11 protein-coding genes are annotated in these 12,147 nt (G+C 70.4%); 3 read left to right on the forward strand and 8 right to left on the reverse strand.

The features are described 5' to 3' along the window. Positions 1-7: 7 nt before the first annotated feature. The 6 genes from ACXJKA_RS02550 to ACXJKA_RS02575 all read right to left on the reverse strand — a co-directional run bounded on the left by ACXJKA_RS02550 (position 8) and on the right by ACXJKA_RS02575 (position 8,008). Positions 8-1,711, reverse strand: coding sequence for an ABC transporter ATP-binding protein (locus tag ACXJKA_RS02550; RefSeq protein WP_456823595.1), 1,704 nt, complete (start codon positions 1,709-1,711; stop codon positions 8-10). After that, on the reverse strand, positions 1,708-2,808 hold the full coding sequence (locus ACXJKA_RS02555; protein ID WP_456823596.1) for an ABC transporter permease: 1,101 nt from the start codon (positions 2,806-2,808) through the stop codon (positions 1,708-1,710). Before ACXJKA_RS02555 ends, ACXJKA_RS02550 begins: the two co-directional genes overlap by 4 nt. Position 2,809: 1 nt before the next feature. Beyond that, the gene (locus tag ACXJKA_RS02560) at positions 2,810-3,922 is read right to left on the reverse strand and encodes an ABC transporter permease (RefSeq protein WP_456823597.1); all 1,113 of its coding nucleotides are present in this window, start codon (positions 3,920-3,922) and stop codon (positions 2,810-2,812) included. Positions 3,923-4,030: 108 nt separating this feature from the next. Next, on the reverse strand, positions 4,031-5,680 hold the full coding sequence (locus ACXJKA_RS02565; protein ID WP_456823598.1) for an ABC transporter substrate-binding protein: 1,650 nt from the start codon (positions 5,678-5,680) through the stop codon (positions 4,031-4,033). Between the two features lie 138 nt (positions 5,681-5,818). Beyond that, positions 5,819-7,039, reverse strand: coding sequence for a cation:proton antiporter domain-containing protein (locus ACXJKA_RS02570; RefSeq protein WP_456823599.1), 1,221 nt, complete (start codon positions 7,037-7,039; stop codon positions 5,819-5,821). Between the two features lie 18 nt (positions 7,040-7,057). Then, on the reverse strand, positions 7,058-8,008 hold the full coding sequence (locus ACXJKA_RS02575; protein WP_456823600.1) for a DUF808 domain-containing protein: 951 nt from the start codon (positions 8,006-8,008) through the stop codon (positions 7,058-7,060). A gap of 99 nt (positions 8,009-8,107) precedes the next feature. Here ACXJKA_RS02575 and ACXJKA_RS02580 point away from each other — a divergent pair, with 99 nt between their 5' ends. After that, positions 8,108-8,272, forward strand: a complete 165-nt coding sequence (locus ACXJKA_RS02580; RefSeq protein ID WP_456823601.1) for a hypothetical protein — start codon at positions 8,108-8,110, stop codon at positions 8,270-8,272. Beyond that, positions 8,269-9,282 carry a UbiA prenyltransferase family protein gene (locus tag ACXJKA_RS02585; protein WP_456823602.1) on the forward strand — a complete coding sequence of 338 codons (1,014 nt, stop codon included), beginning with the start codon at positions 8,269-8,271 and terminating at the stop codon, positions 9,280-9,282. Before ACXJKA_RS02580 ends, ACXJKA_RS02585 begins: the two co-directional genes overlap by 4 nt. Here ACXJKA_RS02585 and ACXJKA_RS02590 read toward each other — a convergent pair whose 3' ends face one another. Both ACXJKA_RS02590 and ACXJKA_RS02595 read right to left on the reverse strand, forming a co-directional pair. Beyond that, positions 9,283-9,846: a GNAT family N-acetyltransferase gene (locus ACXJKA_RS02590; protein ID WP_456823603.1), complete on the reverse strand. Its 564-nt coding sequence runs from the start codon at positions 9,844-9,846 to the stop codon at positions 9,283-9,285. It lies immediately after the preceding gene. A 123-nt stretch (positions 9,847-9,969) separates the two neighbouring features. Continuing rightward, positions 9,970-10,200 (reverse strand): DUF7455 domain-containing protein, encoded by a 231-nt coding sequence (locus ACXJKA_RS02595; RefSeq protein ID WP_456823604.1) that lies wholly within the window; start codon positions 10,198-10,200, stop codon positions 9,970-9,972. A 416-nt stretch (positions 10,201-10,616) separates the two neighbouring features. Here ACXJKA_RS02595 and ACXJKA_RS02600 point away from each other — a divergent pair, with 416 nt between their 5' ends. Next, positions 10,617-11,984, forward strand: a complete 1,368-nt coding sequence (locus ACXJKA_RS02600; RefSeq protein WP_456823605.1) for a carboxylesterase family protein — start codon at positions 10,617-10,619, stop codon at positions 11,982-11,984. The last annotated feature ends 163 nt before the right edge of the window (positions 11,985-12,147 follow it).

The following is a 12,147-nucleotide window of genomic DNA, read 5'->3' on the forward strand; positions in this document are numbered from 1 at the left end:
CCCCCCGTCAGTCCTGGGCGCGCAGGTTCCTCCACTGCTCGCGGCGGGCGGCCTGCTCGATCGGGTCCGGCACGGGCAGCGACGCCAGCAGGCGCTGCGTGTACGGGTGCTTCGGCGCGCCGAGGACCTCGTCGCCCGTGCCCTCCTCCACCAGCACGCCGCGGTGCAGCACCGCGATGCGGTGGGCGAGCAGGTCGACCACGGCCAGGTCGTGGCTGATGAACAGGCACGCGAAGCCCAGCTCGGCCTGCAGGCGGGCGAACAGGTCGAGCACGCGCGCCTGCACGGACACGTCGAGCGCGCTCGTCGGCTCGTCGGCGATGAGCAGCTCGGGGCCCAGGATGAGCGCGCGGGCGAGGCTGGCGCGCTGGCGCTGGCCGCCCGAGAGCTCGTGCGGGAACCGGTCGCCGAACGCCTTGGGCAGCTGCACCGCCTCCATGAGCTCGTCGACCTTCGGTCGCGCCTCCTGCGGGTTGCGGGCGAGCCCGTGGACCACCATCGGCTCGGCGACGCACTGCGCGATCGTCAGCAGCGGGTTGAAGCTCGTCGCCGGGTCCTGGAACACGAACCCGATGCGCTTGCGGACCGGTTTGAAGGTCCTCTCCTTGACGCCGAGCATCTCGACGCCGTGGACCTTGAGCGAGCCGCCGCTGACCGGGGTCAGTCCCGCGATCGCGCGGCCGATCGTCGTCTTCCCGCTGCCGGACTCGCCCACCAGGCCGAGCACCTCGCCGGGACGGATGACGAGGTCGACCCCGTCGACGGCCGTGAACGCGGGCTGCCGGAGCCGGCCYGGGTAGACGACCCGCAGGTCCTTCGCCTCGACGACGGGCGTCGAGGACTCGTCGACCACCATGGCCTCGAGCTCGTCGGCCACGCGCACGCGGTCGCGCAGGCGGCGGCCGCCCACGCGGGGGACCGCGTCGAGGAGCTTGCGGGTGTACGGGTGCTGCGGCGACGCGAACAGCGTGCGGACGTCCGCCTGCTCGACGATCTCGCCGTTGTACATGACCGCCACGCGGTCCGCGAGGTCCGCGACGACGCCCATGTTGTGCGTGATCAGCACGATCGCGGAGCCGTACTCCTGGGGGAGCCGGCGCAGCAGGTCGAGGATCTCGGCCTGCACCGTGACGTCGAGGGCCGTCGTCGGCTCGTCGGCGATGATCAGGCCCGGGTCCAGCACCAGGGCCTGCGCGATGACGATGCGCTGCTTCTGGCCGCCCGAGAACTGGTGCGGGTAGTAGTCGACGCGGTGCTCGGGGTCGGGGATGCCGACCAGGCGCAGGACCTCGATCGCCTGGGCGCGGGCGTCCTTGTCCGACAGCTTGCGGTGGGCGCGCAGGCCCTCGGCGATCTGCCAGCCGACCGGGAACACCGGGTTCAGCGCGGTCGACGGCTCCTGGAACACCATGGCCGCGTCGCGACCGCGCACGTCGCGCAGCTCGTTCGCGCTCATCGTGGCCACGTCGTGCGTGGCCGAGCCGTCCTTGCGAGTGAGCAGCACGGCGCCGCTGGTCAGCGCGGTCTCGGGCAGGAGGCCGAGGATCGAGCGGGCGGTGACGGTCTTGCCCGAGCCCGACTCGCCGACGATGGCGAGCACCTCCCCGGCGGCCACGCTGAGCGTGACGCCCTCGACGGCCCGGACGGTGCCGGAGTCCGTCGCGAACGAGACGTGCAGGTCCGTGATGTCGACGACGTTCTGGGTGGTCATGAGCGGTCCTCGGTCTCTCCGTACAGGTTCGACGGTGCCTCGAGCTCGTCGATGGTCCCGAAGTCGTCGTCCGCGACACCGCCGGGGACGGCCACGACCGGGCTGACCGGTGCGGCCGCCTTGGCCCTGCGGCGCGTGCGCAGGCGCGGGTCGGCGAGGTCGTTGAGCGACTCGCCCACGAGCGTGACGCCCAGCACGGTGAGCACGATCGCGACGCCCGGGGGCACGGCCGTCCACCAGATGCCGCTGGTCACGTCGGACAGCGACTTGGACAGGTCGTAGCCCCAGTCCGCGGCGGCCGTCGGCTCGATGCCGAACCCGAGGAAGCCCAGGCCGGCCAGCGTGAGGACGGCCTCGGAGCTGTTGAGCGTGAGGATGAGGGGGAGCGTGCGGGTGGAGTTGCGCAGCACGTGCCGGCCCATGATCCGCAGGTGGCCCGAGCCGATCACCCGGGCGGACTCGACGAACGCCTCGGCCTTGACGCGCACCACCTCGGCGCGGACGACGCGGAAGTACTGCGGGATCATCACGACGCTCAGGGAGATGGCGGCCGCCATGACGCCGCCCCACATCGAGGACTCGCCGCCGCTGATGACGATCGCGACGACGATGGCGAGCAGCAGCGACGGGAACGCGAACAGGGCGTCGGCGATCACGACGAGCACGCGGTCGACCCAGCCGCCGAAGTACCCGGACACCAGACCGAKGGCGACGCCGAGGAAGATCGAGAGCACGACGGCGACGACGATGACGAGGGCCGCCGGGCGGGCGCCCCAGATCGTGCGGGACAGGACGTCGTAGCCGCCGACGGTGGTGCCCAGCAGGTGCTCGGCGGAAGGCGGCTGCTGGGAGCCGAAGTTGACGCCGTCGACGGAGAGCTGTGCGTAGCCGTAGGGCGCAAGCACGGGCGCGAAGACGGCGGTCACGAGGAAGATCGCGACGAGCACGAGCCCGCTGACGAGCATCGTGCGCTGCAGACCGACGCTGGTGCGGACCTGGCGCAGCACGGGCAGGCGCTTCCAGAGGGCGGTGTGCTCGGGGGCCGCCGGGGCGGCGTGGACGGCGTCGGGGCCGTCGAGGGGGGTGAGTGCGGTCATGTCAGTACTTGATCCTCGGGTCGACGAGTGCGGCGATGACGTCGACGATGAAGTTCGTCAGTGCCACCACGACGGCGAGCAGCACGACCAGCCCCTGGACAGCGACGAAGTCGCGCGCCAGCAGGAACTGGACCAGCTCGAAGCCGAGGCCCTTCCACTCGAAGGTCTTCTCGGTGAGGACGGCGCCGCTGAGCAGCAGCGCGATCTGCAGGCCGATCACGGTGATGATCGGGACGAGCGCGGGCCGCCACGCGTGCTGGCGCAGCAGTCGCCGCTCGTTCACGCCGCGCGAGCGCGCCGCCTCGACGTAGCCGGTCGACAGCGTGCCGATGACGTTGGTGCGGACCAGCCGCAGGAAGATCCCACCGGTCAGCAGGCCGAGGGCGAGGGCCGGCAGGATCGCGTGCTGCAGCACGTCCCACACCACGGCGGGGTCACCCGTGCTGATCGCGTCCACGATGTACAGGCCGGTCCCGGCGCCGTTGCGCTGGATCTCGATCTGGGCGTCGGTGGACGCGCGCCCCGCGACCGGGAGCCAGCCCAGCCACACGGAGAAGACGAGCTTGAGCAGGATGCCGGCGAAGAAGACGGGCGTCGCGTAGGCGACGATGCCGGACACCCGCAGGGTCGCGTCGACGCCCCGGTCGCGGCGTGCGGCCGCGATCCGACCGAGCGGGATGCCGACCAGGAGCGCGACGATCAGGGCGTAGAACGCCAGCTCGAGCGTCGCGGCCCCGTAGGTGAGGACCACCTCGGTCACCGGACGGTTGGTCGAGATGGTCGTCCCGAAGTCGCCGTGCAGGAGGTTGGTGAGGTAGTCCCAGTACTGCACGAGGATCGGCCGGTCGTAGCCGGCGGCGTGGATCCGCTCCTGCAGCTGGTCGTGCGTGAGCCGGCCGCCCAGCGAGGCGGTGATCGGGTCGCCCGTCGAGCGCATGAGGATGAAGACGGTCGTCACCAGGATGAAGATCGTCGGGAAGATCAGCAGGAACCGGATCAGCAGGTAGCTGCCCAGGTGCCCCCCCGATCGCCTGCTCTTCGCGGCCGGGGTCGCCGGCGCCGCTGGTTGCCCGGGCGCGACGCCGGTGGGCGCTCCGGTGGTGGTGGAGGTCATGGTTCCTGCCTGTGCATGGTCGTGCCGCGAAGATGCGGTGCGGACGAGCCCGACGGCCCCGTCCCCGATTGTGCTCGGGAACGGGACCGTCGGCCGGGTGGTGCTGTGTCAGCTCTTGGAGAAGGCGGCGTAGCGGGTCTTGAACGACGCGTCGAGGGTGTCCTCGGCGCCGCTCACGTCCTTGCCGACGACGGCCACCTGGGCGCCCTGGAGGAGCGGGACGGTGGAGAGGTCCTTGGCGACCGCGTCCTGGATGTCCTCGATGAGCTGCGTGCGGGCGTCGGGGTCAGCCGTCGTCGCCTGCTGCAGGATCATGTCGTTGACCGTCTTGTTGTCGTAGTGGTTGCTCAGGAAGTTCTCCGTGAGGAAGAACGGCGTGAGGTAGTTGTCGGCGTCCGAGTAGTCCGGGAACCAGCCCAGCTGGTAGGCCGGGAAGACGTCGGAGGTGCGGTCCTTGGAGTACTGGACCCACTCGGTGGTCTGCAGGTCGACCTTGAACAGGCCGTCCTTCTCCAGCTGCTCCTTGACGAGCGCGTACTCGTCGCCGGACGACGGGCCGTAGTGCTCGGTGGAGTACTGCAGGCTGAGCGCGACCGGCGTGGTGACGCCGGCGTCCTCGAGGGCGGCCTTCGCCTTGTCGGCGTCGGGTCCGCCGTTGCCGTCGCCGTACAGGCTCTTCAGGGACTGGGTGGCGCCCGTCAGGCCGTCCGGGACGTAGGAGTACAGGGGCGTGTAGGTGCCCTTGTAGACCTGCTCCGAGAGAGGCTCGCGGTCGACCAGGTCGGCCACCGCCTGGCGGACCGCGAGGGCCTTCGCCGGGTCGGCGTCGTCCGTCTTGGCGCCGTACGGCTGCGTGTCGAAGTTGAACGTGATGTAGCGGATCTCACCGCCGGGGCCGTCGACGACCTTGACGTTGTCGTCCGTCTTGAGGTCCGCGATGTCCGTCGCGGAGAGGCTACGGAGCGCGACGTCGATGTTGCCCTCCTGGATGTCCAGCTTGAGGTTCGACGAGTCCGCGTAGTACTTGAGGTTGACCTCTTCGGTCTTCGCCGGCGGCAGGATGCCCTTGTAGTCCGGGTTGGCCTTGAACGAGACCAGCGAGTTGAAGTCGTAGCCCGTGATCGTGTACTGACCGGCGAAGGCGTCGGCGTCGACGATGTCGCTGTCAGGCGTCAGCGCGTCGGCCGAGAAGCTCTCCTCGTCGACGATCGGGCCCGCGGGGCTGGAGAGGATCTGCGGGAAGATCTGGTCGTCCGCCGACTTCAGGTGGAAGACCACCGTGGTGTCGTCGACGGCCTCGGTGCTGTCCAGGTTGTAGAGCAGCGACGACGGGCCGTTCTCGTCCGCGATCTTCACCTGCCGGTCGAACGTGAACTTCACGTCGGACGACGTCAGGTCGTGCCCGTTTGCCCACTTCAGGCCCGGCTTGAGCTTGACCGTGTACTCGGTCGGCGCCGTGAACTCCGCCGACTCGGCGATGTCCGGCTGCACGTCGGGGCTGCCGTACGGGGTGTTCATGAGGAACGGGAACACCTGGTTCTGCACGGCGAACGAGCCGTTGTCGTACGAGCCCGCCGGGTCCAGGGTGGTGACCTTGTCCGTCGTGCCGATCGTCAGCGAGCCGCCTGCGGCGGAGGTGCTGCCACCGTCGCCTTCGTCGTCGTTGCTGCCCGAGCAGGCGGTGAGCACGAGGGCTGTCGCGGCGAGTCCCGCGGTCGCCGCGAGGACGCGGCGACGAGATGGTGCGAGGGAGGACATGCGCTACCTCTTCTGTCAGGGCCGCGGGCGCACGGGTAGCGCCCGCCGGCTGGATTCTCAGTGGGCTATGGGTAGCACACAGATGTGTCAGGCATCACGAGGGTCTTACCGGTAAGTAACATCCACATCTCGGGATGGTCACGATCGCCCGGAGATTTCACGGAGGACTCCGTCCTCGTCGATGTTCTCCGGATCGTCGGAACGCACCCCCAGCAGGCCCGCGACCAGCGGTCCCGTCGCGCCGTAGATGATCGCGGTGGCCAGCACGACGCCGAAGACGACGGGCACGAGCTCCGGGAACGGCTCGCCGGCGTCCTCGAACTGGAGCGCGAACACGCTCGCGGTCGACGCGGCGACGATGCCGCGCGGCGCCATCCAGCCGACCATCGCCCGCTCTCGGCGGCTCAGCGCGGTCCGGCTCGTGGCGACCGCGGCGGCCAGCGGTCGCAGGACGAGGACGAGGAGCCCGACCAGGACGAGCGTCAGCGGGGCGTAGTGCAGGAGGGCGTCGAGGTCGACGCGCGCCGACAGCACGATGAACAGCGACCCGATCAGTAGCATGCCGACGTGGCTGCCGAACTCGTGCAGCGCGTCCAGCCGCACCCACCGCTGGTTGGCGAGGGCGACACCCAGGGTCGTCGTCGCCCAGAGACCCGACTCCTCGTGGAGCGCCTCGGCCGCGGCGAACGCCGTGAGCGCGATGGCGACCCCGAGCGCGACGTGCGTGGCCGGCGGCACCTTGCCGACCGTCACCAGCAGGAGGAACAGCCCCGCAGCGGCCAGCCCGGTGAGGACGCCGGCCAGCGCCGTCGATCCGAGGTGCAGCCCGTCGTGGAGGGCGAGGTTCACCATCCCGAGCGCGACGGTGGCGCCGATGGGGTCGATGAAGATGCCCTCGAACGCCAGCACCGACTCGAGCGGCTGCTTCGGCCGGATCACGGCGAGCATGGGGCCGACGACGGTCGGCCCGGAGACGATGAGGATCGCGCCGATGACCAGGGCATGGTCGAGGGGCAAGTCGAACACCGCGCGAGCGAGGATCGTCGCGCCGATGCCGGTGATGAGAGCGCCCGCCGTCACCAGCCCGAGCACCGGCCGTCGTGCTCCCCCGTGGAGCCGGGAGAAGTCGAGCTTGAGCGACTCCTCGAAGAGCAGCAGCCCGACCGCCATCGACACCAGCGGGAAGAGCGCCTCGCCGAGGATGGCGTCCGGGTTCACCCAGCCGAGCACCGGGCCGACCAGCAGGCCGAGCAGCAGCAGCAGGATGATCGACGGAATACGGGTGGCCTTGCCGAGGATCTGACCGAGGACGCCGAACAGGACGATCGCCGCGACGCCGGCCGTGAACCCGAGCTCCATGTCGGCCATTCTGTCGGCTCAGTGGGCTCCGTCGGCTGCCTTCCGGCGCTTCGGGATCAGGTGCATGACCCCGACGACGACGGCACCGACCACGAGTCCGACGAGGGCCGAGCCGAGGGTGTCGACGAGCCACGCGAGGAACCCGCCGACGCCCGGCACGCCGTCCACCGCGTCCTCGAGGTGGTGCAGCAGCTCCATGGGGGCGTGCCAGCCCAGCTCGTCGACGCCCGAGAGCAGGATGTGGCCGCCGACCCAGAGCATGGCGACGATGCCGACGGTCGACAGCACCGACAGGACCTTCGGCATGGCGCGGACCAGCACGCGCCCGGTGGCGGCGGCCGCGGCGTTGCTGCGGCCGGCCAGGTGGAGGCCGATGTCGTCCATCTTCACGATGAGCCCGACGACGCCGTAGACCAGCGCCGTGATGGCCAGGGCCACGATGGCCAGGATGATCGCGCGGGACAGCAGCGGCTCGTCGGCCACCTCGTTGAGGGCGATCACCATGATCTCGGCGGACAGGATGAAGTCGGTGCGGATCGCGCCCGTGACCATCGACTTCTCGGTGGCCTCGCCCTGGACGGCGACCGGGGTGGTCGTGTGCTCCTTGGCGTGCCCGCTGACCAGCTCCCAGATCTTCTCCGCGCCCTCGTAGGCGAGGTAGGTGCCGCCGACCATGAGGATCGGCGTCAGCAGCCAGGGGAGGAACTGGCTGAGCAGCAGCGCCGCGGGGAGGATGAACAGCAGCTTGTTGCGCAGGGAGCCCACGGCGATGCGTCGGACGATCGGCAGCTCGCGGTCGGGCGAGAAGCCGTGCACGTAGCGAGGGGTCACGGCGGTGTCGTCGATGACGACGCCCGCCGCCTTCGCGCTCGCCCGTCCCGCGGCCGCGCCGACGTCGTCCACCGAGGCCGCGGCGAGCTTCGCCAGGGCGGCGATGTCGTCGAGAAGTGCGGCCAGACCGCCTGCCATCGGTGCTCCCTCGTTCGTGTTCGGGCGATCCTGGCACAGCCAGCACGGCGGGGCCTCGCCGGGAGATACGCTCCCGCCACCCCGACTGGAGGTTCGCCCGTGCCCACCGACGACTATCGCCCTCGCGGACCGCGCCGCGCCCTCACCGGCTGGCAGATGGTGGGCCTCGTGCTGTCGATCGTCCTGGGTGTCTGCGGGCTGGCCGTGCTGGCCTTCGGCGTCCTGGTGGTCGTGGGCATGAACCAGTGGGCGAGCAACAAGTGAGGGGCGACCTTCGGGCGCACGTGCGGCTCGTCGTCCTCATGGCGCGCCCCGCGCTCGTGCTCCTGCTCGGCAGCTACGCGGCCATCGGTCTGGCGCAGCACGGCGCGGCCGACGACGCGTGGCGCACGCTGGGTGTGCTCGTCGTCGTGATCGGCTACCTGCTCGCGTCCGTCGTCCTCAACGATCTGGCCGACGTCGCCGTCGACCGGATCAACCTCGCCGGCGACCGGTCGCGGCCGCTCACCACCGGGAGCACCCCGCGCGAGCTCGTGCTTGTCGCCGTCACGGGAGGTGTGCTGGCGGTGGCCTGCGCGGTGGCGCTGGGCTGGCCGGTCCTCGTCGTCCTGGTCGCCGGCCTGCTCGTCGGGGCCGCGTACTCGGTGCCGCCGCTGAGCTTCTCCAAGCGCGGGGTCGTCGCGTCCCTGGTGCTGCCGCTGTGCATCGTCGCCGTGCCGTACCTGGTGGGGCTGCTGGCGGCCGACGCGCGCTTGAGCTCCGGCGATGTCGCGCTGCTCGGCGGGCTCTACGTCGCGATCATCGGCCGCCTGCTGCTCAAGGACTTCCGCGACGTGCGCGGCGACACGCTGCTGGGCAAGCGGACGTTCCTCGTCAGGTACGGCCGCCAGGTCACGTGCCGGACCAGTGCGGTGCTGTGCATCGTCGGCGGTGCGTTGCTGCTGCTCGCCGTGCCGGACCGGAGCGTCGCGCTCGTCGCCGTCTACGCCGTCGGGCTCGCGATCGTGGTCTGGTTGCTGGTCCGCCTGGCGTCGAGCACGGGACCTCGGCAGGACACGGTGCTGGTCGCGGCCGTCGCGATCATCGGTCGCGGCCTGCTCATGGCGCTGCTGGCGCACCTGTCGATGAGGCCGCTCGGCTGGACGGTGCTGCAGCAGGCGCTCGTCGTGCTGGCGCTGGGGGTGCTGACGGTCGGTTTGGCCTCGGACATGCTGCGGTACGGCCCACGCGTGCGGGGTACGGCTCCGGTGCTGGAGCAGTCCCGCGTGGAGTGATCACAGCTCGCGGCGCATGATCACGCGCGGACGGCCGCCGCTGTGGCCGGTGGTCGGCGCAGCCTGCGTGAACCCCGCCGCCTCGAACAGGCGGCTGGTCCCGACGTAGCCCGAGATGACGTCGACCCGGTCGCCCGTGCCGACGTCGATCGGGTAGCCCTCGACGACCTGCGCACCGCTCGCTCGCGCGTGGGCGACCGCGCCCTCGAGCAGCTCGTGCATGAGGCCCTGGTGGCGGAACCGCGGTCTGACGACGAAGCAGACGATGCTCCAGGCGTCGCGGTCGTCGACGAACGGGATCGTGCGCGAGTTCATGAGCCGCCGGTAGCTGGTGCGCGGCGCGACCGAGCACCAGCCGGCCACCTCGCCGTCGACGTAGGCGAGCACCCCCGGCCCGGGCTCCTGCGCGCACTCGTCGCGCATGTACTGCCCGCGCTCCTCGTTGGGCACCCGGCTGTCGCGGTACGCCATGCACCAGCACCCGCCGCCGCCCGGCTTCTTGACGCCGACGACCTCGAAGAAGTCGTCGTAGCGGCCGAACGCGGGCAGCACCTTCACGGTCATGCGGCCACGCTAGGACCGGTCGCCGACACTCACCGCGCGGAGGTCCATCGAGCCGTCGGAGGCCGCCCAGCACTTCGGCTGGATCGGCGGGCTGCTGGAGGACATCGAGGCGGGGTACTACCGCTAGACGCGCTCGGGCGCCTGCTCGTCGATGCGGTGGCGCTCGTCCTGGATCGTGGCGCCGGCCGCGACCAGCTTGAGCTCGTGGGCGCGGAAGTGGTGGCCGCAGAAGAGCAGCTCCAGCCCGTCGGCCGACGGGAGGGTCGCCTTCACGAACGCCTGGGCGCCGCAGCGGTCGCACCGGTCCTGGCGCGTGAGCTCGGTCGTGGCGATGTCGACAGTGGCGGTGGTCATGGGCGGACACCTCGTCTCGCTGGAGGGGGCGGTGCTCGTCGGTCGGACGAGCACTGCGTGTGCTGCTCATCCGAACGGTCGCCCCTGGCCGGGGATTCCGGATCCGCGTTCGCTCAGCGGGGAACCCGACTGGTCGCGCAAGGTCGCTCGCTGTGGCGCAGTCAGACGAGCATCGTGGGCTGGCGAACGGCTTGGCGAGCGCCGTGCGCGACGTGTGCACACGGCTGGCGCGTCGGCTGCGGGAGCGAGTAGCGTCCCGATCCAACGTCCAGTTACACCTTTTGTCCCGACTTACGGCCGCCTCGAGGGTGGCCGTGGCCGACCAGCGCGCCGTCCCGCGGCGTTGTCAGGGGTAGTGGTTGTCGGTGGGTGGGGGCCCGCAGCGAGCCGCTGGAGGCGGGCTCATGGTCAGGTCGATGAGGACTTCACGACGAGGGGCGCTGGTCGCAATTCTCGGTGCCGCGGCGCTGACGATCACTGCGGTGCCGGCGTCGGCTGGTGGCAATGTCGAGGTGACGCCGTACTCGAACAGCAACGACTGGACGTACAACGACTGCGGGTACCCGGTCTCCGTCCACGAGGAGATCACCGGGACGTACAAGGCGCGGGCGGGCAAGAAGGACAACGAGACGTTCTACTACGTCACGGACTCCTTCTCTTACCGGCAGGTTCACACGCGGGTCGACACCGGCCAGTGGTACGTGCGTCGCGGGAACCAGCAGATCAAGGACATGAAGGCCACCCGAGTCGAGGGCACCGTCTTCCAGTCGACGCTCGTGGTGAAGGACAGCCCGGGCGTCATCGAGGACTCGGCCGGCAAGGTCGTCCAGAAGGACCGGGGTGTCATCAAGTTCGAGGCACTGTGGGACACCGGGGGCGACACCGACCCGGGCAAGCAGTTCCTCGAGCTGATCAGCGCCACGGTCCGCGGGCCTCACCCCGGCTTCGACCAGGACTACTGCAAAGTCCCAGGCGACCTCGTCGGCACGGGCTCGGCCGACCGGATGACCCTGAAGCCCGTCGGCTCCACCGGCTCGGCGTCCGGGTACATGGAGTACCTGCCGCCGGACTACGCCGCACCGACGAAGTCGCCGCTGCTGGTGTTCCTGCACGGCTACGGCGAGAGCGGGGACGGTTCGGCCGACCAGCTCCCCCTCCTCGAAGGCACAGCCATCCCGCGGTTCATCGCGAACGACGGCTGGGCTGCCAGCCAGCCGTTTGTCGTCCTCGCCCCGCAGCACGCACCCGACGACGGCGACGACGTGTTCTCCAGCTGCGACGGACTGTTCCAGGGCGCCTCGTGCGTGATGGCCATCCAGCACGAGCTGGGCAACGTGCCCGAGCACTCGCCCTGCATGACGCCCCAGGAGGTCGACGCGTTCCTCACCTACGCCATCGCTGCCTACGACGTCGATCCGTCCCGGGTGTACCTGACCGGGCTCAGCTGTGGCGCCTACGGCGTCTGGTCGTACCTCGAGACGCACGGCAACGAGACAGTCGCCGCTGCGGTTCCCATCGCGGGTGATGGCCGCCCGATGTGGGGCTCGGTCGGCTGCGCGCTCGGCAAGGTTCCGCTGTGGGCGTTCGCCGGCGACGCTGACGACACGGTCAACCCGGCTGGCAGCATCGAGCCTGTCGCGAACATCAACACGTGCCCGCCGCCCGCGGTCCCGGCTCAGGTGACGATCTACCCGGGTGCGGATCACGACTCGTGGACGCAGACGTACACGATCGGTGCCGCGAACGACATCTACTCGTGGATGCTCAGCCACACGCACACGTAGTCCTTGCTCGACCGCGCACGCGCGAGAGGTCCGGCCGGTTCGGCTGGACCTCTCGCGTCGTGCGCTGGTGCCTGCCAGGTGCTGCGCAGAAAGGGCTCGGGGTCCGGAGATATCGGGACAAAAGACCCTAGCCGATGCCCAGGACGCCGGGCGTAGCGTCCAA

The sequence above is a fragment of the Cellulomonas sp. P5_E12 genome, from assembly GCF_054049315.1.